The sequence below is a fragment of the Pseudarthrobacter polychromogenes genome (assembly GCF_014644495.1).
GTDB lineage: Bacteria > Actinomycetota > Actinomycetes > Actinomycetales > Micrococcaceae > Arthrobacter > Arthrobacter polychromogenes.
In genome coordinates, this window is record NZ_BMKU01000007.1 from 204,146 (window position 1) to 230,577 (window position 26,432).

Annotated in this window: 20 protein-coding genes and 1 rRNA gene; 16 read left to right on the forward strand and 5 right to left on the reverse strand. The window is 65.3% G+C overall.

Annotated elements, in window-relative coordinates; genetic code table 11:
- Window position 1 precedes the first annotated feature (1 nt).
- The gene (locus IEX43_RS13055; protein WP_188811638.1) at window positions 2-355 is read left to right on the forward strand and encodes a DUF2516 family protein; all 354 of its coding nucleotides are present in this window, start codon (window positions 2-4) and stop codon (window positions 353-355) included.
- A 77-nt stretch (window positions 356-432) separates the two neighbouring features.
- Here IEX43_RS13055 and IEX43_RS13060 read toward each other — a convergent pair whose 3' ends face one another.
- The gene (locus IEX43_RS13060) at window positions 433-1,278 is read right to left on the reverse strand and encodes an O-methyltransferase (RefSeq protein WP_188811639.1); all 846 of its coding nucleotides are present in this window, start codon (window positions 1,276-1,278) and stop codon (window positions 433-435) included.
- 96 nt (window positions 1,279-1,374) lie between these two features.
- On the opposite strand from IEX43_RS13060, the gene IEX43_RS13065 reads away from it, so the two are divergent.
- The gene (locus tag IEX43_RS13065) at window positions 1,375-2,121 is read left to right on the forward strand and encodes a phosphoglyceromutase (protein ID WP_188811640.1); all 747 of its coding nucleotides are present in this window, start codon (window positions 1,375-1,377) and stop codon (window positions 2,119-2,121) included.
- A 175-nt stretch (window positions 2,122-2,296) separates the two neighbouring features.
- Here IEX43_RS13065 and phoU read toward each other — a convergent pair whose 3' ends face one another.
- A complete protein-coding gene (gene phoU, locus IEX43_RS13070) occupies window positions 2,297-2,959 on the reverse strand; it encodes a phosphate signaling complex protein PhoU (RefSeq protein ID WP_188732365.1) in 663 nt (220 codons plus the stop codon).
- 205 nt (window positions 2,960-3,164) lie between these two features.
- Here phoU and IEX43_RS13075 point away from each other — a divergent pair, with 205 nt between their 5' ends.
- Both IEX43_RS13075 and IEX43_RS13080 read left to right on the forward strand, forming a co-directional pair.
- Window positions 3,165-4,433: a sensor histidine kinase gene (locus IEX43_RS13075; protein ID WP_188811689.1), complete on the forward strand. Its 1,269-nt coding sequence runs from the start codon at window positions 3,165-3,167 to the stop codon at window positions 4,431-4,433.
- Window positions 4,430-5,110, forward strand: a complete 681-nt coding sequence (locus IEX43_RS13080) for a response regulator transcription factor (RefSeq protein WP_066273817.1) — start codon at window positions 4,430-4,432, stop codon at window positions 5,108-5,110. Before IEX43_RS13075 ends, IEX43_RS13080 begins: the two co-directional genes overlap by 4 nt.
- Window positions 5,111-5,236: 126 nt before the next feature.
- On the opposite strand, the gene IEX43_RS13085 is transcribed toward IEX43_RS13080, so the two are convergent.
- A complete protein-coding gene (locus tag IEX43_RS13085) occupies window positions 5,237-5,800 on the reverse strand; it encodes a hypothetical protein (RefSeq protein WP_188811641.1) in 564 nt (187 codons plus the stop codon).
- Between the two features lie 257 nt (window positions 5,801-6,057).
- Between IEX43_RS13085 and IEX43_RS13090 the strand changes: the two genes are divergently transcribed.
- The 8 genes from IEX43_RS13090 (at window position 6,058) to IEX43_RS13125 (ending at window position 13,626) form a co-directional block, all read left to right on the forward strand.
- On the forward strand, window positions 6,058-6,540 hold the full coding sequence (locus IEX43_RS13090; protein WP_011690592.1) for a CarD family transcriptional regulator: 483 nt from the start codon (window positions 6,058-6,060) through the stop codon (window positions 6,538-6,540).
- 122 nt (window positions 6,541-6,662) lie between these two features.
- Window positions 6,663-7,445 (forward strand): 2-C-methyl-D-erythritol 4-phosphate cytidylyltransferase, encoded by a 783-nt coding sequence (gene ispD / locus IEX43_RS13095; RefSeq protein WP_174178636.1) that lies wholly within the window; start codon window positions 6,663-6,665, stop codon window positions 7,443-7,445.
- A gap of 17 nt (window positions 7,446-7,462) precedes the next feature.
- Entirely contained in the window at window positions 7,463-7,963 is a 501-nt protein-coding gene (ispF, locus tag IEX43_RS13100) for a 2-C-methyl-D-erythritol 2,4-cyclodiphosphate synthase (protein ID WP_174178758.1), read from the forward strand.
- Between the two features lie 9 nt (window positions 7,964-7,972).
- Entirely contained in the window at window positions 7,973-9,439 is a 1,467-nt protein-coding gene (cysS, locus tag IEX43_RS13105; RefSeq protein WP_188811642.1) for a cysteine--tRNA ligase, read from the forward strand.
- Window positions 9,440-9,541: 102 nt separating this feature from the next.
- Window positions 9,542-10,531, forward strand: a complete 990-nt coding sequence (gene rlmB / locus IEX43_RS13110; RefSeq protein ID WP_066273821.1) for a 23S rRNA (guanosine(2251)-2'-O)-methyltransferase RlmB — start codon at window positions 9,542-9,544, stop codon at window positions 10,529-10,531.
- A gap of 105 nt (window positions 10,532-10,636) precedes the next feature.
- Window positions 10,637-12,748: a glycogen debranching protein GlgX gene (gene glgX, locus IEX43_RS13115; RefSeq protein ID WP_188811643.1), complete on the forward strand. Its 2,112-nt coding sequence runs from the start codon at window positions 10,637-10,639 to the stop codon at window positions 12,746-12,748.
- Between the two features lie 18 nt (window positions 12,749-12,766).
- Window positions 12,767-13,261: a guanyl-specific ribonuclease gene (locus IEX43_RS13120; RefSeq protein WP_188811645.1), complete on the forward strand. Its 495-nt coding sequence runs from the start codon at window positions 12,767-12,769 to the stop codon at window positions 13,259-13,261.
- A gap of 8 nt (window positions 13,262-13,269) precedes the next feature.
- Window positions 13,270-13,626 (forward strand): barstar family protein, encoded by a 357-nt coding sequence (locus tag IEX43_RS13125; RefSeq protein ID WP_188811647.1) that lies wholly within the window; start codon window positions 13,270-13,272, stop codon window positions 13,624-13,626.
- Window positions 13,627-13,641: 15 nt separating this feature from the next.
- On the opposite strand, the gene IEX43_RS13130 is transcribed toward IEX43_RS13125, so the two are convergent.
- On the reverse strand, window positions 13,642-15,426 hold the full coding sequence (locus IEX43_RS13130) for a thiamine pyrophosphate-requiring protein (RefSeq protein WP_188811649.1): 1,785 nt from the start codon (window positions 15,424-15,426) through the stop codon (window positions 13,642-13,644).
- A 49-nt stretch (window positions 15,427-15,475) separates the two neighbouring features.
- Window positions 15,476-18,094, reverse strand: coding sequence for an alpha-glucan family phosphorylase (gene glgP, locus IEX43_RS13135; protein WP_188811651.1), 2,619 nt, complete (start codon window positions 18,092-18,094; stop codon window positions 15,476-15,478).
- Between the two features lie 192 nt (window positions 18,095-18,286).
- Here glgP and IEX43_RS13140 point away from each other — a divergent pair, with 192 nt between their 5' ends.
- The 4 genes from IEX43_RS13140 to IEX43_RS13155 form a co-directional block, all read left to right on the forward strand.
- Window positions 18,287-20,329: an alpha-1,4-glucan--maltose-1-phosphate maltosyltransferase gene (locus IEX43_RS13140; protein WP_188811691.1), complete on the forward strand. Its 2,043-nt coding sequence runs from the start codon at window positions 18,287-18,289 to the stop codon at window positions 20,327-20,329.
- Entirely contained in the window at window positions 20,326-22,122 is a 1,797-nt protein-coding gene (treS, locus tag IEX43_RS13145) for a maltose alpha-D-glucosyltransferase (RefSeq protein ID WP_188811653.1), read from the forward strand. The genes IEX43_RS13140 and treS overlap by 4 nt, the downstream gene beginning before the upstream one ends.
- Window position 22,123: 1 nt before the next feature.
- Window positions 22,124-25,819 carry a 1,4-alpha-glucan branching enzyme gene (locus IEX43_RS13150; protein ID WP_188811655.1) on the forward strand — a complete coding sequence of 1,232 codons (3,696 nt, stop codon included), beginning with the start codon at window positions 22,124-22,126 and terminating at the stop codon, window positions 25,817-25,819.
- A gap of 469 nt (window positions 25,820-26,288) precedes the next feature.
- Window positions 26,289-26,432: ribosomal RNA gene (locus IEX43_RS13155) — 16S ribosomal RNA — on the forward strand; the annotation flags it as partial.

Consider the following 26,432-nt stretch of genomic DNA (forward strand, 5'->3'; position numbering starts at 1 on the left):
TGTGGACGGTGAACTGATTATTCGGCCTGTAGAGCAGGCAGTGTTCTTTATTCTTGCCCTGGTGGCGCTGGGCCTTGAGCTGTGGGCTGTGGTTGACTGCGCCCGGCACCGTGCCAACGCGTTCGAGGCCACGGGGAAAAGGACCAAGGCTTTCTGGCTGGCACTGACCGGCGGTGCGGCCCTGATCGGTGTCATCTCCTTCTTCAGCAGCGGAGGCGGCTTTTTCGGCACGCTGGGCCTGTTCGGCCTCGCCGCTGTCGTGGCCGCGTCCGTCTACCTTGCGGACGTGCGCCCGGCGGTCAAGGACGCGGGCCGGGGCGGCAGCCGCAACACCGGCCCCTATGGTCCCTGGTAAGCCAGTCACTGGCTCGACCACGCCTTAGGACACCCCACCGGTTCCCTGCCCGCAGCAAGCCCGTCCCGCATAGGCCCTTACGCCAGGGGCGCAACGGCTTCCCAATCCACGGTGAGCTCGCCCAGCCGCCACCTGGCGGGCCCGTCCTGCACCGGCCAGCCCGCGTCCCGCAACGTCCGGCACATGCCCTGCCACCGCTGCCTGTTCCCGAAGGACGCCAGCGGCGCGCACTCCAGCCAGGCCCGGTCCATGGCCTGCATCAGGGCGTGTACCGGTTCTCCGGGAACGTTGTGGTGGATGAGGGCCTTGGGCAGTCTTTCGGCAACGTCCGAGGGCAGTTCGAAGCTGCCGAACCGGACAGAGATGCTGAGGGACAGGGGCCGTTCGGCGTCCAGCGCCACCCAGGTGACGCGCCGCCCGATCTCATCGCAGGTGCCGTCGATGAACAGGCCGCCAGGGCTCAGGCGGTCCTGCACCAGCCGCCAGATACCGGGAACATCAGCTTCCTCGTACTGCCGCAGGACGTTGAACGCCCGCACCAGGACCGGCCGTCCCGGCACGGGCAGTTCGAAGCCGCCCACCCGGAAGCTCAAGCCGGGCCGTTGCAGGGGGAGGGCGGCGCGGACGCGTTCCGGCTCAATCTCGATTCCAAAGACCTGCACATCCGGGCGGACGGCAGCGAGCCGGTCAAAGAGTTCGACGGCGGTGGCGGGCGTCGCGCCATAGCCCAGGTCCACCACCAGGGGGTCGGCGGCGTTCCGGAGCCGCCAGGCCTGCGGGCCGGCCAGCCAGCGGTCCACCCGGCGCATCCGGTTGGGATTGGTGGTTCCGCGGGTCACGTTGCCCACCGGCTTGCCCGGCCTGCCGGTGCTGTTCCTGCCGGAAATCTGCGGGGCAGTCACCCGTTCAGCCTTTTGCACCACGGCCCCACCTTATCCCTGCAGCCGGAGGTGGCGCGTCACCGGGACCGGCTTGTAACGCTGGGCAGGCGGCGGCAGCGCTCGGCTAGGATGAAAATCATGACTTACAAGCTGATTCTGCTGCGCCACGGCCACAGCGAATGGAACGCCAAGAACCTGTTCACCGGCTGGGTGGACGTAGACCTCAACGACCAGGGCCGTACGGAAGCAGCACGCGGCGGCGAGCTCCTGGTTGAGAACAATGTTCTCCCGGACATCCTCTACACCTCCCTGCTGAAGCGGGCCATCAACACTGCGAACATCTCCCTGGACAAGGCTGACCGCGGCTGGATCCCGGTGAAGCGCGACTGGCGCCTGAACGAACGCCACTACGGCGCCCTGCAGGGCAAGGACAAGGCCCAGACCCTTGCAGAGTACGGCGAGGAGCAGTTCATGGAATGGCGCCGCTCCTACGACACCCCTCCGCTGCCCCTGGACGACGACTCCGAGTTCTCCCAGGCGCACGATCCCCGCTACGCGGACCTGGGTGACGCACTCCCGCGCACGGAATGCCTTAAGGACGTTCTGGTCCGCCTGCTGCCGTACTGGGAGTCGGACATCAAGGAGGACCTCAAAGCCGGCAAGACCGTCCTGGTCACGGCCCACGGCAACTCCCTGCGCGCCCTGGTCAAGCACCTGGACGGTATCAGCGACGAAGCCATCGCCGGCCTGAACATCCCCACCGGCATCCCCCTGGTGTACGACCTCGATGAGAACTTCCAGCCGATTAAGCCCGGCGGCACCTACCTTGACCCGGAAGCCGCGGAGCAGGCCATCCTGGCGGTAGCGAACCAGGGCAAGAAATAACCCTGGCAAGAAATAACCCTGGCAGGAAATAACGCATCAGCAGGAAATTACGACGGCGGGCTGGTCACCTCAGGTGACCAGCCCGCCGTCGTCTGTTCCCATAAGAGTTTTTGTCCAGATATGCAGGCTTCCGGGCCTCGGAAGTCGGCGTATCTGGACAAAAACTCCAGGGGGTTTAGCTGTGTTCTGTCCCGGTGGGCTGCCAGGCGCCGGTCACCAGGTAGGTGACCTTCTGGGCCACTGAAACGCCATGGTCCGCGAAGCGTTCGAAGTAGCGGCTGGCGAGTGCAACATCCACCGTGGTGGCGGGCGATTCATTCCACTCCGGTGCCGCGATGGCCTTGAAGACGCTGAGGTGGAGGTCGTTGATGGCCGTATTCGCCTTCAGGATGTCCCTCGCCACCTCAAGGTCGCGGGTTTCCAGGAGGACGGTCAGCTTGTCGGCGATTTCCTGGTCCAGCTCGGCCATGCGCTTGAAGGTGCCGGTCATGGATTCCGGAATGACGGTGGACGGGTAGCGCAGGCGTGCCAGCTGGGCTATGTGCCGGGCAAGGTCGCCCATCCGCTCGAGGGAAGCGCTCATCCGCAGCGAGCCCACAATCATCCGCAGGTCGCTGGCCACCGGCCCCTGCAACGCCAGGATGTCGATGGCGCGCTCGTCGAGGCTGTTCTGCAGGAAGTCGATGCGGGCATCCGCAGCGATGACGTCCTGCGCCAGGTCCACATCCGCCACTTCGAAGGAGGTGGTGGCCTTGTCCATCGCTTCGCTGACCAGCCGGGAGATCTCCACGAGCTGGTCGCCGACCTGGGTCAGCTCTTCCTGAAAAACCTTACGCACGTGGGCGTCCTTTCCTTGTAACTCCCGCCGGCCCCGGTCCGGGCAGCGGGAATCGCGTCGCCAATCGGCACTCCAACTGGCTACTCTGCCAGCGCCGGGTGAACGGCGAGGCCCTTGAAGGTGAACGTTAGTTGAACCGTCGCAGGAGGAGGCCCGGACGCGCCGATCAGCGCCTTCCAGAGCATAAGGTGGAGCTGTGGATCCTATGCTCATCGGCTTGGTGGCCGGCCTTGTCGGCCTGGCGCTCGGCACGTTCGGCGTGCTCGCGTACCGGGTCAGCGAGCGGCAGCGGCAACTGCTGGACGTGGACACTGAAGAACCGGCCCTGCCGCCGGGCGCTGCCGAGGTGCTGGCCGTCGTCGGCCGCGCCTTCGTGGTGGTGGACGCTGTGGACGGCGTGGTCCGAGCCAGCCCGGCAGCCTACGCCTACGGCCTTGTCCGCGGCCACACCGTGGTCCACAAGGAACTGCTGGACATGACGGCGGGCGTCCGGCGCGACGGCGTCATCCTGGAGAAGCAGCTGGAGCTTCCCCGCGGCCCGCTCGGCCAGGGAACCATCATCGTCCAGATCCGGGCCGCGATGCTCGGAGAGGAATACATCCTGCTGCTCGCGGATGACCGCACGGAGATCACCAGGACCGAAGAGATCCGGAACGATTTCGTAGCCAACGTTTCCCATGAGCTGAAAACCCCCGTGGGTGCCATTTCGCTGCTTGCCGAAGCCCTGGAGTCCTCGGCGGATGACGAACTTGCCGTCAGGCGCTTCGCTAAACGCATGCACAAGGAGTCAGGCCGGCTGGCCGCACTGGTGCAGGACATCATCGAGCTGTCCAGGCTGCAGGGGGCCAGCGTGGCGCAGCAGGGCAGGCCGGTTGACGTCAATGCCGTCATAGCCGAGGCGGTGGACCGCTCCCAGCTTCCGGCGGAGAGCAAGAACATCCGGATCGTGGTGGGCGGGCGGACCGACGCGAAGGTCTTCGGGGACCAGGACCTGCTGGTCACCGCGCTCCGTAACCTGATCGACAACGCCATCCGCTACTCCCCGGAAAACACCCGGGTGGGGATTGGCGTCCGCAGCAGGGAAGGCCTGGTCTCCATCTCTGTGACGGACCAGGGTGAGGGGCTCAGCCCCGAGGACCAGGAACGCGTCTTTGAACGGTTCTACCGGGTGGACTCGGCACGGTCACGCCATACCGGCGGCACCGGCCTGGGCCTGAGCATCGTCAAGCATGTGGCCTCCAACCACGGCGGCGAGGTGACACTGTGGTCCCAGCCAGGGCAGGGATCCACATTCACCCTCCGGCTTCCCGAAATGGAAGGCCAGGACGGCGGGGAACAACAGGATCCCGGCCCCGTTGCCGCCCCCGCCGCCCCCGCCGCCCCGGCCGCAACCCCCCGGAAGAGCCCGGAAGAGCCACCTGTCACCCAAGGACCCGGCGCCGCCGGTGCAACAGAACGAGGAGCAACAGCTTGAGCAGGATCTTGATTGTCGAGGATGAGGAGTCGTTCAGCGATCCCCTGTCCTATTTGCTGGGCAAGGAAGGCTTTGAGGTGGAGGTCGTGGACAACGGCCTGGACGCCATCACCGAATTCGACCGGAACGGCGCGGACCTGGTGCTGCTGGATCTGCAGCTTCCCGGACTCTCCGGCACGGAAGTGTGCCGCCAGCTCCGCCAGCGGTCCAGCGTTCCGGTGATCATGCTGACGGCCAAAGACGCCGAAATCGACAAAGTGGTGGGCCTGGAACTTGGAGCCGACGACTATGTCACCAAGCCCTATTCCTCCCGCGAGCTCGTGGCACGGGTCAGGGCAGTACTCCGGCGCCAGGGCGAACCGGAGGAACTCGTCTCCTCCACCGTGCAGGCGGGGCCGGTGCGGATGGACATTGAACGCCATGTGGTCAGCGTGGGCGGAGAACAGGTGCTGCTGCCGCTGAAGGAGTTCGAGCTCCTCGAAATGCTGCTGCGCAATTCAGGCCGGGTGCTCACCCGCGGCCAGCTGATCGACCGTGTGTGGGGTTCCGACTACGTGGGAGACACCAAGACCCTGGACGTCCACGTGAAGCGGTTGCGCGGCAAGATCGAGCCGGATCCTTCAGCCCCGCGGTTCCTGGTCACCGTGCGGGGGCTGGGCTACAAGTTCGAGCCGTAAGGCGCCAGCCCTGGCAGCCGGCGGACGTGCCGCAGGACAGGGGACAATTTACGAAAGGCACACAAAAGGAGGGGCCGCGAGGCCCCTCCTTTTGTGTGCTTGGCTGCTTGCGGCCAGCGCGGCTGCCTAGTGGTCGTCGCCCCCGGCGGCTTCTTCGGATTCCGACGGCGACGGGCTGGCGGAGGTGGGTGCAGGAGTGCTCCCGGCCGGCAGGTATTCCTTGTACTCGGGCAGCGTGGTGTCCAGCACGGGAACCTTCACCGTGTTGCTGACGTTGGTGCCGTCTTCGCTGATCTCGACGTCGACGAGCGAGCCCGGGATTCCGCCAGTGGTGCTGAGGATCGCTTCGTCGGAACTCTCATTAAGCAGGGTGTAGTCGTTGGCCTTGACCGGAATTTCGGTCTGCGACCCTTCCGCACCGTTGACCGTGAGGGTCACGTCCTGGGAAGAGGAGTTGTACACGGCGCCGATCAGGCGGCCCGGCTGGTCCTCGCCCGCGGAGACGATCAGGATGTTCCGGAGCTGGAGCGGGCCGAGGTCGGCGATGATGCCGTCCGACGCCTGGTACCGGGCGGTGGTCTGCTGGGAATTGGTGTACCCGCAGCCCGACGCCAGCAGGCCCACGCCAAGGGCGGCTGCCGTCAGTGCCAGTTTGCCGCGCTGGGCCCGGGTCATCGCAGTGAAACGCACGTCGCGTACTCCTCAAGAGTCTTGAAACATTAATCACGCATAGCCTATCCGCAAAGCAGGCCAAACGCGGATTCGGCGGTGTCACATCACCCTTCCTTCAGGCCCCTTGCATGCACTATTATCCGTGTTCGTCAAGGGGGTGGAGGGGTCCGATTAGGCCTATTTTCCGCGTATTTCTGCGGTTCCCGGCTCTCTTCCCGGCCGGTCATATGCCTGAATCGTGATAAACTGGTCAGCGGGAAAGGGGAAATGTCCACATGGTATTTGAGGTCGGCGAGACAGTAGTTTACCCTCACCACGGTGCTGCGAAGATTGAAGAAATCAAGATGCGCACCATCAAGGGCGAAGAGAAAATGTATCTCAAGCTCAAGGTGGCCCAGGGTGATCTGACCATTGAAGTTCCAGCAGAGAACGTTGACCTTGTTGGGGTTCGGGACGTAGTGGGCAAGGAAGGCCTGGAGCACGTATTCGATGTGCTTCGTGCCGAGTTCACGGAAGAACCCACCAACTGGTCACGTAGGTACAAGGCAAATCTGGAGAAGCTTGCTTCCGGTGACGTCATCAAGGTTGCAGAGGTCGTTCGCGACCTGTGGCGCCGCGATCACGACCGGGGCCTTTCCGCAGGCGAGAAGCGAATGCTGGCCAAGGCCCGGCAGATTCTGATTTCAGAACTGGCGCTGGCTGAGAAGACCGACGAGGAGAAGGCTGCAAGCGTTCTCGACGAGGTCCTGGCTTCCTAAGAATTGAACCCCGGTGTCACCTATGTGGCACCGGGGCTTCTTTTTGCCCAAAATCCTGCCCCTGAAGATTCAACCCCAGGTGTTCAGGCGCCGGCGGCCTGCAGGGACGTAGGCTAGTCCGCATGAGCGAAACACCCACCCGCCCGGTCACCGCAGTGATCCTGGTGGCAGCAGGTTCAGGGCAGAGGCTGGGCTACGGCATCCCGAAAGCCGCGGTGCCGCTGGGCGGCGAACCTATCCTGATGCATGCCCTCCGCGGCATTGTGGCCTCCGGAACCGGCAGCCAGGTGTGCATCGCGCTGCCCCCCGGAGAGGACACGCTCCGCCGGCTGTGCGAGGACTTCCGGCAGGAACTGGCCGACGGCGGTCCCCTCCTTTCCATCGTGGACGGCGGCGCCACCCGGGCAGAGTCCGTCCGTGCCGGCCTGGCGGCCCTGATGGACGGCATAGAAGCAGTGCTGGTGCACGACGCCGCCCGTGCCCTCACGCCGGAGTCGGTCTTCCACCGCGTTACTGACGCACTCGCCGCAGGGGCGGCTGCGGTTATTCCTGCCGTGGCGGTGGTGGACACCGTCAAGACGGTCGCGGCCACCACGGGGAAGGACGCCCACCTGGCGCCGGAGGTGGTGACCGGAACAGCGCCCCGCGAGGAACTCCGTGCGGTGCAGACTCCCCAGGGGTTCCACCTCGACACGCTGCTGAAAGCCCACGAGGCGGCGCGGGGCCTGGACCAGAACGAGTCAGCAGCGGTCACCGACGACGCAATGCTCGTGGAAATGCTCGGAATCCCCGTACACGTGGTCAGGGGGTCCACCCAGTCCCTGAAAATCACCACTCCGCTGGACCTCATTCTCGCCGAAGGGCTCCTGGAGGGCCCGCTCGGTGCGCGCTGGGTGGAAGGCTAGAAATGGAACCTGCGGAAATGATCATCCCCCGCACCGGCATCGGCCTGGACGTACACGCCTATGCCCCCGAAGACCAGCCCTGCCCGCTGTGGCTTGGCGGACTGCTGTGGCCGGGGGAGCGCGGCCTCGCCGGGCACTCCGACGGTGATCCAGTGGCCCATGCGGCTGCGGATGCGCTGTTCTCCGCCGCCGGGCTGGGGGACCTGGGCACGCACTTCGGAACGGACCGGCCCGAGTTCGCCGGCGCCGCGGGAACCACGCTGCTGGCCGAGGCTGCGCGGATTGTCCGCGCTGCCGGGTTCGAGATCGGCAACATTGCCGTCCAGTTCGTCGCCAACCGGCCCAAGTTCGGGCCGCGCCGGGAGGAATCGCAGCAGGTCCTGAGCGACGCCGCCGACGCGCCGGTGAGTGTCACGGCCACCACCAGCGACCACCTTGGATTCACCGGCCGGGGAGAAGGCATCTCCGCGGTGGCCACCGCTTTGGTGTATCCAAGGCCGCACCTCCCCATCAGCTAATCTGGAGCAGTGACCCTGCGCTTCTATGACACTGCCTCCGCCGAAGTCCGGAACTTCGTGCCCCTCGTCGAGGGCAAGGCCAGCCTCTACTACTGCGGGGCCACGGTGCAGGGCATGCCCCACGTGGGCCATATCCGCTCAGCCATCGCCTTCGACCAGCTCACCCGCTGGCTGGCCTACCGCGGTTTCCGGGTCACGGTGGTCCGGAATGTCACGGACATCGACGACAAGATCCTGGCCAAGTCCGCAGAATCCTTCGAAGCCGGCTTCGACTCCGGACCGGACGCGGTCCGCGAGGAAGAGTGGTGGGCACTGGCCTACCGTTACGAACAGGAATTCCTCAAGGCCTACGACACCCTGGGTGTCTCCCGGCCCACCTACGAGCCGCGCGCCACCGGCCACATCCCCGAGATGCACGCCCTCATCAGCCAGCTGATCGACCGCGGCCACGCCTATCCCGCACTGGATGGTTCCGGAGACGTGTACTTCGATGTGCGTTCCTGGAGCAAGTACGGCGCACTGACCCGGCAGAACATCGATGACATGCAGGCGGCCCCGGACGTTGAGGCCCAATTCAGCAACAGGAAAAAGGACCCCCGAGACTTCGCCTTGTGGAAGGGCTCCAAAGAGGGAGAACCGACGACGGCGAGCTGGGCCTCCCCGTGGGGCGCAGGCCGGCCGGGCTGGCACCTGGAATGCTCGGCAATGGTCACGAAATACCTTGGCACCGAGTTCGATATCCACGGCGGCGGCCTTGACCTTCGCTTCCCGCACCACGAGAACGAGATGGCCCAGTCCCAGGCCGCAGGCCACCCGTTCGCCAGCTTCTGGATGCACAACGGCATGGTGACCTACCAGGGCGAAAAGATGTCGAAGTCCATCGGCAACACCATCAGCCCGGCCGAGATGCTCGAGCTCGCATCGCCGCGGGTGGTCCGCTACTACCTTGGGCAGGCGCACTACCGCTCCGTCCTGGACTACCGTCCCACTTCCCTGCAGGAGGCCGCTGCCGCCGTCGAACGCATTGATGGGTTCATCAGCCGTGCGGTGCGGGCCCTGTCCTCTGGCGGCGAGTACAGCTTCGCCACCTACGGCACCGTGCCGGAACCATTCGAACGTGCCATGGACGATGACCTTAACGTGCCGCAGGCCCTGGCCGTGCTCCACGAAACGGTCCGGTCCGGCAACACTGCTTTGACTGAAGGGAAGCTGGAGGAGGCGCGGCAGGCCCTGCACTATGTCCACGACATGCTGCGCGTCCTGGGCCTGAACGACGTCGCTTCCGGTTCCGTCGCGGACACCCGGGAATCAGCGGCGTTGTCAGTGTTGGTGGAAGCCCAGCTCGCCGCCCGCGCCGATGCCCGGGCCACCAAGGACTGGACCGCCTCGGACGCCATCCGGGACACCCTGGTCGCCGCCGGCGTGGTGGTGGAAGACGGACCTGACGGTCCCACCTGGAGCCTGAAGCGGGACTGACCGGGTCACCGCCCGCAGGCACTTGGCCCCGGAGCGGGCGATTTTTCCTGGTTCAGTAGACTGGTAGGCAGACTCAGTCAACACAATCAAGGGTGGAACACAATGGCCAACAATGGTCGCCGATCGGTTAAAGCGAAGAAGGGCCCAACCATCGGGACCGGTGGCCACGGCCGCAAGGCCCTGGAAGGCAAGGGCCCCACGCCCAAGGCGGAGGACCGCCCTTACCACAAAGCGCACAAGGCCAAGCAGCTCTCCGAGCGGTCCGCAGCCAAGCGCAACCCGGGCGCCCGCAGCGCCGGGGCAGCCCGGTCCGGCCCCAAGGGCCGCGCCACCGAGGAAGTCGTCACCGGCCGCAACTCGGTAGTGGAAGCCCTGCGCGCCGGTATCCCGGCCAAGGCACTGCACGTCGCCATCCGCATCGAAATGGACGACCGCGTCAAGGAATCGCTGAAGCTGGCCGCCGAGCGCGGCATCCCGCTGCTGGAAACAGGCAAGCCTGAACTGGACCGAATGACCGATGACGCCGTGCACCAGGGCCTGGTGCTGCAGATTCCGCCTTATGACTACCAGGATGCCTACGAACTGGCTGAAGACACGGTCGACAAGTGGAAGAAGGGGCACATCTCCAATGCGCCGCTCTTCGTGGCACTGGACGGCATTACCGATCCCCGCAACCTCGGCGCCATCATCCGCTCGGTTTCCGCCTTTAGCGGCCATGGCGTCATCGTTCCCGAGCGCCGCTCCGTGGGTGTGACCGCCTCGGCGTGGAAGACCAGTGCCGGCGCCGCCGTCCGCGTACCCGTGGCACGGGCATCGAACCTCAACAACGCCCTGAAGCAGTTCAAGAACATGGGGATTTTCGTCCTGGGCCTGGACGGCGACGGCGACGTTTCCCTTCCTGACCTGACGCTTGCCACCGAACCCGTGTGCATCGTGGTGGGCTCGGAAGGCAAGGGCCTCAGCAGGCTGGTCCGCGAGAACTGCGACCAGATCGTGTCCATTCCCATTGATTCCGCCATGGAATCACTGAACGCTTCCATGGCCGTGGGCATCTCGCTCTACGAAGTCTCCCGGCAGCGGGCAGCCAAGTAGGAGCGGGCGGGCACTTCCCGCTGCAAAGTCCCTTCCCTGAGCAGTACCCGGCGCAGCCAAGTCGTCCGGGCAGGACACGTGCCGCTGGCGGCTAATATTTAGGTGATGGTCATGCCGCTCTTCGACACTGCTTCCACCATGGACGCCTCCACGGCCGTTCCGCTCGGTGTGAGTGTTCCGCGCGCCGATTCGGGAGGCTCACGCCACCGGGCAGGCGGGCGTGCCAACGTGGCCTGCTACGCGCCGGGTGTCTCCAGCCTGGAAATCGCATACATCGCACCTGGCGGGGAGTGGAAGCTCCAGTCGCTGCCCAACGTCACCCATGGCGTCCACCACGGGATCGTTGAGGACCTGCCGTACGGATCCCGCTATGGGTTCCGTACGGCGTCCAGCGAGCAGTCCCTGCCCTTCGCCGTGCCCACCGCGGACGTTGATGACGACGGCGGCCAGCCGCTGCTGCTTGATCCGTACGGCAGGGCCGTGGACCAGCGCGATGGCTTCCTGACCAGCGTGCGCATGGCGGGGGACTTTGACTGGGGAACTGACGAACGCCTCCGGTTGCCGTGGCGCAACACGATCATCTACGAAGCGCACGTCCGCGGACAGAGCATGCTCCACCCCGATGTTCCGGAGGAACTCCGGGGCACCTACGCTGGCATGGCCCACCCTGCCATCATCGAACACCTCACCAGCCTGGGCATCACGTCGGTGCAGCTGCTGCCCGTGCACTTCCACCTGGATGAACCCCACCTGCAGGACCTGGGACTGACCAACTACTGGGGCTACAACACGGCGGCTTTCTTTGCCCTGCATCCCGGCTACGCCACCCGTGCAGCCCAGGAGGCCGGCCCCCAGGCCGTCCAGGACGAGTTCAAGGGAATGGTCAAACTCCTCCACGCCGCCGGGCTGGAGGTGATCCTCGACGTCGTCTATAACCACACCGCCGAGGGTGGCCCCGACGGCCAGACGATCAGTTTCCGCGGGTTGGGGGAGCAGGCGTACTACCGGACGGACGGACACGGAAAGTACGTGGACACCACAGGCTGCGGAAACAGCCTGAACTTTGGTGAACCACGCGTGGTCCAGATGGTGCTGGACTCCCTTCGCTACTGGGTGGACGAGTTCCACATCGACGGCTTCCGTTTCGACCTCGCCGTGACGCTGTGCCGGAACGCTGCCAACGACTTCGACCCCCGGCACCCGTTCCTCGTTGCCATCGCCGCGGACCCTGTCCTTTCGGACGTCAAACTGATTGCCGAGCCCTGGGACGTGGGTTACGGCGGGTGGCAGACCGGGCGGTTCCCGGGCGGCTGGGTTGACTGGAACGACCACTTCCGTGACGCGCTGCGGTCATTCTGGCTGGCTGACCGGGCTGCCCTGGAAACCGGGGGCCACGGCGGGTCCCTGGCCAAGCTCGCGGACGGACTGTCCGGTTCCGCTGCCTTGTTCCAGGCCTCCGGCCGTTCCCGCCTGGCATCGGTCAACTTCATCACTTCCCACGACGGCTTCACGCTCAATGACCTCGTCTCGTTCGACCGCAAGCACAATGAGGACAACGGCGAGGAGAACAGGGACGGGCACGGAGACAACCGCAGCTACAACCATGGTGTCGAAGGCCCCACGGAGGACGGCGTCATCCTGGCCAGGAGGGCCCAGTCCCGCCGCAACCTCATGGCATCGCTGCTCATCTCCCTGGGCGTGCCCATGATCACCGCCGGCGATGAGCTGGCGCGGACCCAGCAGGGTAACAACAACGCGTACTGCCAGGACAACCCCATCGCCTGGCTGGACTGGACCCGCACTCCGGAATCCCACGAAATGCTCCGCAGCACCAAGCGGTACATCCGCCTGCGCAAGGAGTTCCTGGCTGCGCAGCCCCACGACTTCCCGGTCCGGGACGAGCAGTCGTACCTCCACTGGTTCGACCAGGACGGCCATCCCATGTCCATGGAACGCTGGAACGATCCCCATCACCGCGTGGTGCAGCTCCTGCTCGGATCCGACAACGGCGCCCTCGCCGGCCTGATGGTGGTGAACGGCAGTAACACTGACGTCCAGATCACCTTGCCCCGGGTCACCGCAAAAGGCACCCACCCGCAGATGTTCGAGCTCCGCCTGACCACCTCGCCGCTCCACGAGCTGCGCCAGGGCGGCCGGGTGGCGTCAGGGGAGAAGGACCTCGTCGAAGCCCATTCCATCAGTATTTACCGCACCTAGGCCCCGGGGACCACAAGAATGCGCAACCGCTCCATCCTGCCCTTGCTGCTGGCCGGCCTAGTGGTACTGGCCCTCCTTGCTTTCGGCGGCAACGGTTTCCTGGGCCAGCTGACGGAAGGCGCGACGCCGGAGGCCACCTCCAGCTCCGTGCCTGCGCCGGGTGCAGCTTCCGGACAGGCGGTGCCACCAACCCCGCCCCCGCCCACGGCCGCGCCTGAGAATCCTTCCGGGCTGCCGGAGGTTCGGGAATCTGCGCTTCCGGCCGAGGGCCGCAGGGTTCTCAACCTGATCCGTGCCGGAGGACCGTACCGCTACAGCCAGGACGACCAGACGTTCGGCAACTTCGAACGCATCCTGCCGCGGCAGGACAGGGGCTACTACCGCGAGTACACCGTGCCAACGCCTGGAGAGTCGGACAGGGGCGCACGCCGCATCGTGTCCGGGGCCGGGGGCGACAAGTACTACACCGACGACCACTACGAGTCCTTTAAGTTCATCGCGGAAGGCAGCTGAGCAAAACCATGAAGATCTACTCCGGAGACACCTGGACCCTGGAGGAACTGCAGGAACAGGTGTCCGACGCCGGCCGCCGCAGCCTGGTGGTCCCCGCTGCGGACAGCAGGAAAGCGGTTCTGGAAGCATTCGGCGAGGTCCTGGACTTCCCGGAACACTACGGGGTGAACCTCGACGCCCTGAACGATTCACTGCACGACTTTGCGGACAGCATCACGGACAACGGCAATCCTCCCGTTACCGTGCTGTGGCTGGTGGCCGCTCCCTTCCGCAGCGACAGGTCCTTCGGAATCATGTGCGAAATCCTCCAGGACGCTGAACGCTACGCCGGCAAAGACCTGGCTGTTACCGCCGTCCTGCTCTAGCCAGCCCGCCCGGCACTACTCGCCGCGCTCCTCATGCGAGACGTAGGTGCCCAGCAGGTCCGCTGCCCGGCCGCCGTCGTCCTCTGCTGCCAGGCCTTTGCGCATGTTCGCCGCCTTCTCCCTGCCGGCAGGGAACGGCGGCAGGAGGGGGACCTCGGGGTCCGTGAGTACTTCAATCACCACGGGGCGGTCCGACGCGAAGGCACGTTCCCAGGCGTCCCCGATCAACTCCGGATCCTCTACCCGGATGCCTGTGAGGCCCAGCAGGTCGGCGTAGCCGGCGAACGGGAAGTCAGGAAGTTCCTGGCTTGCGGCAAACCGTGGTTCGCCCTCCGACTCCCGCTGCTCCCACGTCACCTCCGTGAGCTCCCGGTTGTTGAACACACAGACCACAAACCGGGGATCCGTCCACTGCCGCCACCGGTGGGCCACCGTTACAAGTTCGGCGATGCCCGCCATCTGCATGGCGCCGTCGCCGGCCAGTGCCACGACCGGACGGTCCGGGTGGGCGAGTTTTGCCGCAATACCGTAGGGGAGGGAGCACCCCATGCTGGCCAGCGTCCCGGACAGGTGGGCCGGGACACCCGGCGGGAGCACCAACTGCCGGGCATACCAGTAAACGCAACTGCCGACGTCGATACTCAACAAGGCGTCACCGGGCAGCCGTCCGGTCAGCTCGCGGACCACCCGTTCAGGATTCACCGGTACGGCCGGCACGGCCGCCCGTTCCTCAGCCAAGGCCCGCCAGCGGGCAACTTCCTGCTCCACGTCCGTTTGCCACTGCCCGCGAGGACGCGGGCGCAGCCGCGGCATCAGGGCCTGGAGCGCCAGCGCCGCATCACCCGCCAGGCCAACCTCAACCGGGTACCGGTTGCCGATTTTCCGCTCGTCAATGTCGACCTGGACGGCGCGCGCTGCCCCGGGCGGCGGATAGAACTCAGTCCATGGATCGTTGGAGCCAACAATGAGCAGCGCATCGCAGTTGCCGAGCAGGTACGCGCTGGCGGTGGTCCCCAGGTGTCCCATGGTGCCCGCGGCGAAGGCAAGGGTCTCGTCCACATAGGGCTTGCCCAGCAGGCTGGTGGCAATTCCGGCGCCCAGCATTTCCGCGATTGCCACCACCTCCCTGGAAGCATGCCGGGCTCCCTGGCCCACCAGCAGCGCAACGCGCTGCGAGGAGTTCAGCAGTGCTGCCGCCGCCTCCAGGTCCTTGTCCCGGGGAGTCTTGGCAGACGTGCTCCACGACGGTGCGGTGACCACAATGCCGTGCTCCTGGTCCAGTTCCGGCGCCGGGGCGGACTGGATGTCATGCGGAACAATGACCACGCACGGCGAGGAGGTCGCCTTGGCGGTGCGGAACGCCCGGTCCAGGACCATCGGCAGCTGTTCCGGAACGTTGACCTGCTGGACAAACTGGGCCGCCACATCCTTGAACAGGGACATGAGATCGATTTCCTGCATGTAGGCCGAGCCCAGCACCGTGCGGCTCTGCTGCCCGACGATCGCCACCACCGGAACGCCGTCGAGCTTGGCGTCGTAGAGCCCGTTCAGCAGGTGCACGGCACCAGGCCCCTGGGTGGAGGTGACCACCCCCACCCCGCCGGTGTACTTGGCGTGGCCCACTGCCATGAAGGCAGCGGTTTCCTCGTGCCTCGCCTGCACGAACTCAACGCGTCCTTCGGCCCTTCGCAGGGCACCCATGAAGCCGTTGATCCCGTCCCCGCTGTAGCCGAAGACCCGGTTGACTCCCCACGTGCTGAGGCGCTCCACGATGAGGTCGGCCACCGTGCGTTCGGTCATGAGGTCCTCCCCGGGTGGTCAGGCACTGGGCGTAGGCGCTTGCTGTTGTCTAGGCGTTGACGATCAGTCCCAGTTCGGCTTTGGAGGCGAGGGCGTCGTGCCGCGGCAGGACCCGGACGGTGTAGCCGAACGGTCCCGAGCGGTCGATCACCAAGGAACCGCTGAACAGGTGGCGCCCGCTGCCCAGGTCTTCCTGCATCTTCAGCTCCATGACCGTGATGTCCGTCAGGCTGTCGCTCTCTTCGGCCCGGCCGTAGGCCACTTCGACGGAGACGTCCTCCGGGGTGAGGTTGTGCAGGGCCACATAGGCGTTGACCTGGAGGATGTCCCCGATCTGGGGATCCTCGGACACACCAACAGAGTCCACGTGCTCCACGTGCACCAGCGGCCAGGCCAAACGTACCTTCGCCGTCCAGGCCGCCAGGGTGCGGGCCTGCGAGTAGGAGTTGTGGGAGGCGCTCCGCCCCGCCTCCGCGGCCGGGCGGTAGAGGATGTTCACGTAGTCGCGCAGCATGCGTTCCGCGGAAACTGCCGGTCCAAGGTGCGAGAGGGTGTGCTTGATCATGGACACCCAGTGCGTCGGCACCTTCTCTGCCTCCGATGTCGAGGGCCCCGCAGCACCAGCACCCGCGGACACCGTGCTCCCGTAGAAGCGCGGGGCAACCTGCGTTTCCAACAGCTCGTACAGCGCGGCGGCCTCGATGTCGTCCCGTTCCTCCGGGGACGCGCCGTTGTTGGCGGTGGGAATCGCCCAGCCGTTCTCGCCGTCGTACATCTCGTCCCACCAGCCGTCCAGGACGGACAGGTTCAGCGAGCCGTTGAGCGCCGCCTTCATGCCGGAGGTGCCGCATGCTTCCAGGGGCCGCAGCGGGTTGTTCAGCCAGACGTCACAGCCGGGGAACAGTGTGCGGGCCATGGCGATGTCGTAGTTGGGCAGGAAGGCGATCCTGTGCCGGACAGCAGGGTCGTCCGTGAAACGGACCAGGTCCTGGATCATCTTCTTTCCGGCGTCGTCGGCGGGGTGGGACTTGCCCGCGATGACCAGCTGGATGGGATGTTCCTTGTGCAGCAGGAGCGCCTTGAGCCGTTCCGGCTCGCGCAGCATCAGGGTGAGGCGTTTGTAGGTGGGCACGCGCCGGGCAAAGCCGATGGTCAGGATGTCCGGGTCCAGGACCTTGTCCGTCCAGCCCAGCTCGGCATCTGCCGCGCCGCGTTTCTTCCAGGCAGCGCGGAGGCGGAGGCGGACATCGTCAACCAGCGCTGACCGCATCTCACGCCGGAGCGCCCATACGTCCGCATCGCTGACGTTGTAGGCGAGGTCCCAGCGGCCGTTGGCTTCGGCCTCGCTGCCGAACTGGTCCCGGGCCAGCTTGGAGATGCGGCTGTCCACCCAGGTGGGCACGTGCACCCCGTTCGTCACCGACGTGATGGGCACCTCGGAGTGGTCGAAGCCCGGCCACAGCGCGGAGAACATGCCGCGGGAGACCTCCCCGTGCAGCTTGGCCACGCCGTTGGCGCGCTGGGCCAGGCGAAGGCCCATGACGGCCATGTTGAAGACTGAGGGGTTGCCGTCAGCATAGTTCTCACGCCCCAGTTCCAGGATGCGGTCCACCGGCACGTCCGGTGCCAGGCCGGCCTGGAAGAAGTGGTGGATCTGGGCGATCTCGAACCTGTCAATGCCTGCGGGAACCGGCGTGTGCGTGGTGAACACGGTGGAAGCCCGCCCGGCGGCAAGGGCTTCGTCAAACGTCAGCGACTGCTCCCCGGCCATGAGTTCCTGGATGCGTTCGATGCCCAGGAAGCCGGCGTGCCCCTCATTGGTGTGGAACACCTCCGGAGCGGCAGTGCCGGTGAGCTGCTGGAAGGCGCGCAGCGCCTTGACCCCGCCCATGCCGAGCAACAGTTCCTGCTGCAGCCGGTGGTCTCCGCCGCCGCCGTAAAGGCGGTCGGTGATGCTGCGGGCGGCGTCGTCGTTGCCTGGCACGTTGGAGTCCAGGAGCAGCAGGGGAACGCGTCCGACGTCGGCGCGCCAGATGTGTGCCAGCAGGCGCCTGCCGTTGGGCAGGGGGAGTGCGATCTGCAGGGGACGGCCGATGCCGTCCGCGGAAGGCTCGCGCAGCAGTGTGAGCGGCAGGCCGTCCGGGTCCAGGACCGGGTAGGTCTCCTGTTGCCACGCGTCCCGGGACAGTGACTGCTTGAAGTAGCCCGCCTGGTACAGCAGGCCCACACCGATCAGCGGCACACCCAGGTCCGAGGCTGCCTTGAGGTGGTCGCCGGCCAAAATCCCCAGCCCGCCGGAGTACTGCGGCAGCACCTCGGTGATGCCAAACTCCGGGGAGAAGTAGGCGATCGACGCAGGCGCATCAGGGCCCAGGCCCTGGTACCAGCGCGGCTCCTCAAGATAGCGGTCCAGGTCCTGCTCAGCTGCCCGTACCCGCTCCACCACAGAGCGGTCCGCAGCGAGCTGCTGGAACTCCTCGCGGCTTACCATCCCCAGGAAGCCCACCGGATCCTGGCCGCTTTCTTTCCAGAGGCGGGGGTTCAATCCCTCGAAAAGTTCCCGCGTGGGGCGGTGCCAGGACCAGCGCAGGTTGCTTGCCAGTCGGGCCAGCGGGCGGATCGGTTCGGGGAGGACTGTACGGACGGTAAATCTGCGGATTGCCTTCACCTGCGTCACACTAACCGACAACCTGCGCGGCTGGAACCAGCTTCGGGTTTCTTTTGGGTAAATGACAGTTGGCACCAAGGAAATGACGGCTGACGCGCCGAATTTAGTGCGCAGGCTTAGCATTCCCGGTCATTTCTCGCTAACGTCGAGCTTGTGACGACTACATCAGGAACCAGTGCCGCATCAATGGAAATGTCGAAAGGCCCCATCACTGACGGGCTGCGGTTCGGACGATTTCCGATCACCGCCGTGCAGCCGGTCGTGGAGGATGGCAAGTTCCCTGCCAAAGCCCTGCCGGGCGAAGGAATCGTGGTGGGAGCCACCGCCTTCCGCGAGGGACACGACCAGCTGGGCGTCAGCGCAGTGCTCTTTGACCCCGAAGGCAACGAACGCCAGCGGGTCAGGCTCGCACCGCCGCGCGGGGAACGCGGGATGGGGACGGACCGCTGGGAAGGCGTGCTCACGCCGTCGGACGCCGGTGACTGGTCCTTCGCGATTGAAGCCTGGCACGACCGCTACGGTACCTGGCACCACAATGCCGAGGTGAAGGTGGACGCCGGGATCGATGTGGAGCTCATGCTTGCCGAGGGTGCCGCGTTGCTCCATGAAGCTGCCGGGGACGACACCCGCAGCGAGTGGGACAGGGGCGTCCTCCGCGAGGCCGCCGACAAGCTGGCGGACCCTTCCCTCAGCACGGAGGAGCGCCTCGGTGCCGGATTCAGCCACGCGGTCACCGGCGTTGTCGCGCACCAGCCCGTCCGTGAACTGGTGACCGTCTCCCGGCGGTTCCCCCTGCTGGTTGAGCGTGACCTCGCCGGGCGCGGTGCCTGGTACGAGTTCTTTCCCCGCTCCGAGGGTGCCGTCAAGGACCACACCACGGGAGCCTGGACTTCAGGCAATTTCCGCACCGCTGCCGAGCGTCTTGATGCTGTGGCAGCCATGGGCTTCGATGTCATCTACATGCCGCCCATCCATCCGATCGGCGTGCAGCACCGCAAGGGTCCCAACAACACGCTGATCGCAGGCCCGAACGATCCCGGCTCACCTTGGGCCATCGGGGCAGCGGAGGGCGGCCACGACGCCATCCACCCCGACCTTGGCACGTTCGAAGACTTTGATGCCTTCGTGGCGCGGGCCAACGGGCTGGGCCTGGAGGTGGCCCTGGACCTTGCGCTCCAGGCCGCCCCGGACCACCCCTGGGTGCAGTCCCACCCCGAGTGGTTCACCACCCGAGTGGACGGCTCTATCGCCTACGCGGAAAATCCCCCGAAGAAGTACCAGGACATTTATCCGCTGAATTTCGACAATGATCCTGAGGGCCTCTCAAACGAAATTCTGCGGATTGTGCTGTTGTGGGTAAGCCACGGCGTAAAGATTTTCCGGGTGGATAACCCGCATACCAAGCCCGTCTGGTTCTGGGAATGGCTAATTGCACAGGTCAACAAAGAGGTTCCCGGGGTGGTTTTCCTGGCCGAGGCCTTTACGCGGCCGGCCATGATGCACGCCCTTGGCCGCGCAGGGTTCCAGCAGTCCTACACCTACTTCACCTGGCGCAACACCAAGAAGGAAATTGAGGCGTACTTTACGGAAGTAAGCCACGAGTCGCCTGCGTTCTTCCGCCCCAACTTCTTCGTCAACACCCCGGACATCCTCACGGAATACCTGCAGTTCGGCGGGCCTGCGGCGTTCAAGATCAGGGCCGCGCTGGCGGCAACGGCCAGCCCGTTGTGGGGCGTCTACGCTGGCTACGAACTGTACGAGCATGTGGCCCGGCCCGGCGCGGAAGAGTACATCGACAACGAAAAGTTCGAGTACAAGGCACGTGACTGGGACGCCGCGGCGCACTCCGGCCGGACCCTTGCCCCGTACATCACCAGGCTGAATGAGATCAGGCATGCCCACCCGGCGCTGCAGGACCTGCAGAACCTGACGGTCCACCACAGCACTGACGACGCCACGGTGGTCTACTCCAAGCACAAGACCCTTCCGGACGGGTCCAAGGACACCCTCATCATCGTGGTGAACGTTGATCCGCATGGAACAAGGGAAAGCACCGTCTCGCTTGACCTGCCCGCGCTGGAACTCGACCTCCAGGACCTGACCCACAATGGAGGCTTCCACGTGGATGACCTCGTTTCCGGGGAGAGCTGGGAATGGGGCGAGTACAACTACGTCCGCCTTGACTCGCATGTCGAGCCCGCACATATCCTTCGCGTGAGGAGAATGCATCAGTGAATTTCAACCCGCAGGGTTCCGGCCAGCATTTCACCCCAAAGAGCACGTTTGAGTTAAATGCGCCGGGCCTGCAGCATGATCCGCTGTGGTACCGGAAGGCGGTGTTCTACGAGGTACTTGTGAGGGCCTTCGCGGATGCGAACGGCGACGGTTCAGGCGACTTCTCCGGACTCATCGACAGGCTTGACTACCTCCAGTGGCTGGGTGTGGACTGCCTGTGGCTGCCGCCGTTCTTCCAGTCGCCTCTGCGCGACGGCGGCTACGACATCTCGGACTACAACTCGGTCCTGGACGAGTTCGGCACCATCAGCGACTTCAAGCGCCTGGTGGCGGAGGCCCATGCGAGGGGCGTGCGGGTGATCATCGACCTGCCCCTCAACCACACCTCGGACCAGCACCCCTGGTTCCAGGAGTCGCGGAAGGACCCGGACGGCCCCTACGGCGACTTCTACGTCTGGAGCGATACCGACGAGAAGTACCAGGACGCGCGCATCATCTTCGTGGACACCGAGGAATCCAACTGGACCTTCGACCCCATCCGCCGCCAGTTCTTCTGGCACCGGTTCTTCAGCCACCAGCCGGACCTGAACTTCGAGAACCCCAAGGTCATCGAGGCGCTGTTCGATGTTGTCCGGTTCTGGCTCGACCAGGGCATCGATGGATTCCGTGCCGACGCCATCCCCTACCTGTTTGAGGAGGAAGGGACCAACTGCGAGAACCTTCCGGCCACGCACGAGTTCCTCCGCAAGCTCCGCACCATGGTGGACGAAAGCTACCCCGGCCGGGTCATCATTGCCGAGGCCAACCAGCCGCCGAACGAAGTGGTGGAGTACTTCGGGACGGAGGAAGAGCCAGAATGCCACATGGCCTTCCACTTCCCGATCATGCCGCGCCTGTACTACGCGCTGCGGGACCAGAAGGCCGCCCCCATTATCGAAACCATGCACGACACCCCGGAAATCCCGGACGGGGCACAGTGGGGCACCTTCCTGCGGAACCATGACGAGCTCACGCTGGAAATGGTCACGGCCGATGAACGCGCCGCAATGCTGGGCTGGTACGCCCCGGACCCGCGCATGCGGGCCAACATCGGAATCCGGCGGAGGCTCGCGCCCCTTCTGGACAACTCCCGCGCCGAAATCGAACTGATCAACGCGCTCCTGCTTTCGCTGCCGGGCAGTCCGTTCCTCTATTACGGGGACGAGATCGGGATGGGGGACAACATCTGGCTTGAAGACCGCGACGCCGTCCGCACGCCCATGCAGTGGAACCCGGACCGGAACGCCGGCTTCTCCAACGCGGATCCGGGCAAGCTCTACCTGCCTCCCATCCAGTCCCTGGTGTACAACTACGCCATGGCCAACGTGGAAGCAGAGGCCGCCCATTCAGGGTCACAGCTGCGCTGGACAAGGCAGATCCTTAGTGTCCGCAAGAACCACCCGGCGTTCGGCCTGGGCGCCTTCAAACACGTTGAGGCGGACCATGACGCCGTGCTGGCCTATCTCCGCGAGCTGCCCAAGGACAATTCGGCCGGCGTCGACGGGGAGGCCATCCTGTGCGCGTTCAACCTCTCCCAGCATCCGGTGGCGGCCCAGTTGCGGGTCCCGCAGTTCGCCGGGCGCGGGTTGCGCGACGTCTTCGGCGGCCAGCCGTTCCCCGGCATCAGCGAGGACGGAACCCTCACCCTGACGCTCGGCAGCCACGACTTCTTCTGGCTGCGGATCCGTTCAGCAGCTTCCAACCCATCGTCTCCGTACACGCAGGCGATGCCGATTCTGTCGATCGAGAACTGATATGAACCAGCCCATACTTACCCCCGCCCTTACCGCCCTGCTCCAGGAATGGCTGCCACGGCAGCGCTGGTTCCCGGTCAAGACGCCCGACTTCGAGATGTCCCAGGCCGGCAGCCTCGGGCTGGAAGATCCGTCCGGCCACGCCGGGCTGGCAGTGTTCCTCCTTCGCGTCACCACACAAACGCCCGACGGCGGCACCCGGACCGCCGTTGTCCAGGTTCCCTTGAGCTTCCGGCACGCGCCGGCAGCCGGGATGGAGCGGGCGCTGGTTGGCCAGGCCGCCGGGATGGACCCGTCCAGGACCTGGGTCTACGACGCCGTCCACGACCCCGACTTCGTGGGCAGCTGGCTGGAACTCATCCGGCAGGAGGGAAAGGCACCCAACGGCACTGCGGCAGGCTTCCGCGCCCCCGGGGAGCTCCGGCTCCCTACTGCCCGCGGAGTTGTGAAAGTGCTGTCCGGTGAGCAGTCCAACAGTTCAGTCATTGTGGACGACGGCGACTCCGCGGCGATCGTGAAATTCTTCCGCGTGCTTTCGGAGGGTACGAATCCAGAGGTTGAGGTGGGTGCCGCCCTCACGGCTGCAGGCACTTCCGAAGTTCCAGCCACCCTTGGCTGGGTGCGCGGCGAGTGGCTCGGCCAGGGAATGCCCGCGTCCACAACGGCCAGGGCGCCCCGTTATGTCCAGGGCGAGCTGGCGGTAGCGCACGAGTTCCTGGCCGGCGGCCGCGATGCATGGCGCCTTGCTGTTGATGCCGCCCGCTCGGGCACCGACTTCACGGCAGAAGCGCATGCCCTGGGTGCAGCCACGGCCACTGTGCACCAGCGTCTGGCCCAGGCTCTGGGGCATTCCGCCGAGCCGCAACCCGGACAGGTCATTGCGCCCGCAGTAGCCCAGCGGGTCCGCCAGGCGTGGGCAGAAGCCGGTGCCGCCGTCGGACCTTACGACGACGCGTTGAACGCGCTCCTGGACCGCCTTGACCATGCGCCCGCCGGCGCGCTGCAGCGTATCCATGGGGACCTCCACCTGGGCCAGATACTCCAGGTTCCCGGGCAGGCGGGAAGCCCTGCTCGGTGGGCCATCCTCGATTTCGAGGGTGAACCGCTGCGGCCCGTCGCCGAGCGGAACGTCCCGGATGTTCCCCTGCGGGACGTCGTCGGCATGCTGCGGTCCTTCGACTACGCGGCCGGCGCGGCCCAGCGCGAACAGGAGGGCGCGCAGGTGCCGGCAGGCTGGGTTGACGACTGCGCGGAGGCCTTCCTGGCCGGGTACGCGGGGGTCACTCCCGGAACGGTGGACAGGGAGTCGCCGCTCTTTGTGGCATTGTGGCTGGACAAGGCACTGTACGAAGTAGTTTATGAAATGCGTAACAGGCCCGACTGGCTGGCGATCCCCGTGAACGCCTCCAGGCGGCTCCTGGGCAGCAATGGCGCCGGCGGAAACGCCGGGGCAGCATCGGAAGGTAACGAAATGACAGGCTCAGCACAAACTGACCGGCCGGGGGTGCCGCTGAAGGTCGACGAAGGCACCCTTGGCAGGATCGCCAACGGTGAACACCACGCCCCCCACTCGGTGTTGGGCGCGCACCTTGACGATTACGGCCACGTCACTATCCGTACGGTGAAGCACCTCGCGGAAGGAATCTCCGTCCTCACGCCGGCAGGCGAGGTCCCGATGGAGCATGAGGCACACGGCGTGTGGGTTGCCGTCCTCGAGCCGCTGCAGCAGGGACACGTTCCCGACTACAGGCTCTCCGTCACATACCCGGGCGCGGATCCGGTCACCGTGGACGATCCCTACCGCTACCTGCCCACCGTGGGCGAAGTGGACCTGCACCTCATCGGTGAGGGCCGCCACGAGAAACTGTGGGAAGTCCTGGGCGCCCACGTCCAGCATTACAAGTCCGCGATGGGCGATGTGGACGGTGTCTCCTTCGCAGTCTGGGCGCCCAACGCGCAGGCTGTCCGGGTCAAGGGCGATTTCAACGCCTGGGACGGCCGGGAAAACTCCCTTCGCTCGCTGGGCTCCTCGGGAGTGTGGGAAATCTTCGTCCCTGGTGTTGTAGCAGGGGCGTGCTACAAGTTCGAAATCCGGACCAAGGCCGGCCACTGGGTGGAAAAGGCCGACCCCCTGGCCTTCGGAACCGAAGTGCCGCCGTTGACTGCGTCGAGGGTGGTGGAGCCTTCCTACGCCTTCAAGGACCAGGAGTGGATGGAGGCCCGCGCCCAGCGGGACCCGCACAATTCGGCAATGAGCGTCTACGAGGTTCACCTCGGTTCCTGGCGCCTGGGCCTTGGGTACCGGGAACTGGCCAAGGAACTGGTTGAGTACGTCAAGTGGCTCGGGTTCACCCATGTGGAGTTCATGCCCGTGGCCGAGCACCCGTTCGGCGGGTCGTGGGGCTACCAGGTCACCTCCTACTTTGCGCCTACTTCACGCTTCGGCCACCCCGATGAGTTCCGCTACCTGGTGGACACCCTGCACCAGGCGGGCATCGGCGTGCTGCTGGACTGGGTTCCTGCCCACTTCCCCAAGGACGCCTGGGCGCTTGCCCAGTTCGACGGCGAGCCCCTGTACGAGCACGCGGATCCCAACCTGGGCGAGCACCCGGACTGGGGCACACTGATCTTCGACTTCGGACGCACGGAAGTCCGGAACTTCCTGGTAGCCAACGCCCTGTACTGGCTGGACGAGTTCCACATCGACGGCCTGCGCGTGGACGCTGTGGCTTCCATGCTGTACCTGGACTACTCCAGGGAAGAAGGGCAGTGGCAGCCCAACCGCTTCGGCGGCCGGGAAAACCTGGAGGCAATCTCCTTCCTGCAGGAAGTCAACGCCACGGTGTACAAGACCCACCCCGGAGCTGTCATGATCGCCGAGGAGTCCACGGCGTTCCCCGGTGTTACCGCGCCGACCAGCCACGGCGGGCTGGGGTTCGGCCTGAAGTGGAACATGGGCTGGATGCACGACTCCCTCAAGTACGCCTCCGAGGAGCCGATCAACCGCAAGTGGCACCACGGAACAGTCACCTTCTCGTTGGTTTACGCCTTCACGGAAAACTTCCTGCTGCCGATCAGCCACGACGAGGTAGTTCACGGCAAGGGCTCCATGTTGCGCAAGATGCCGGGCGACCGTTGGCAGCAGCTTGCCAACCTGCGTGCATTCTTTGCATACCAGTGGGCGCACCCGGGCAAGCAGCTCATCTTCATGGGCACGGAATTCGGCCAGGAAGCGGAGTGGTCAGAACAGCACGGGCTGGACTGGTGGCTCGCCGACATCCCGGCACACAAGGGACTGCAGCTGCTGACCAAGGACCTCAACGAGCTGTACGCATCCACCCCTGCGCTCTATACCCGCGATAACGAGCCGGGCGGCTTCCAGTGGATCAACGGAGGAGACGCCGACCGGAACGTCCTCTCCTTCATCCGCTGGGACAAGGAGAACAACCCGCTGGTCTGCGCCATCAACTTCTCGGGAGCACCCCACGTTGGCTACACCCTTGGTGTACCTGAAGCCGGGGCCTGGACGGAAGTGCTGAATACAGACGCAACAACCTACGGCGGATCCGGTGTCCTCAACTCCGGTGAGCTGAAGGCTACGGACAAGGGGCAGGACGGACAGCCGGCAACACTCAGCGTCACGTTGCCACCGCTGGGCGCCGCCTACTTCAAGCCCGGCGCTTCTGCCGCAAGTTAGCCCTTGCTCGTGGGAAGGCCCGGAATCCGCGTGATTCCGGGCTTTTTCACGCCCTGTTGGCGCGGTGCCGGGGAGGGTTCGATGCCCGGTTGGCCTTCTGGAAAAAGTGGTGGTAGAGTTTATTTCCGCGCTGCTCCACGGAGTCAGACGGAAAAACCGACACTCAAGCCCCTGGCTAAAGAGAGTCGCGGACGCCGGTTTGACAAGTGATGAGCTAGCCGGTAAGTTTGTGAAGTTGCTCCGGAGCGATTCATGGCCTGTGAAGTGGTTGTGGTGGTGCCGGGTGTGTCTGTTGTTTGAGAACTCAATAGTGTGCCAAGTTTGTTGATACCAATTGTTTTAGTGATTGGTTGAATTGACCGGGCTGTCCGCCCCTGTGGGTGGTCTGGTTTTTACAGCTGGTTTCAAATTTTGCAGTGTGGTGGCCGCGTTTTCCCGTGGTGCCATGTTGTGTTCGTTTTTGTTTACTTCAACGGAGAGTTTGATCCTGGCTCAGGATGAACGCTGGCGGCGTGCTTAACACATGCAAGTCGAACGATGAGGGGAGCTTGCTCCTGGATTAGTGGCGAACGGGTGAGTAACACGTGAGTAACCTGCCCTTAACTCTGGGATA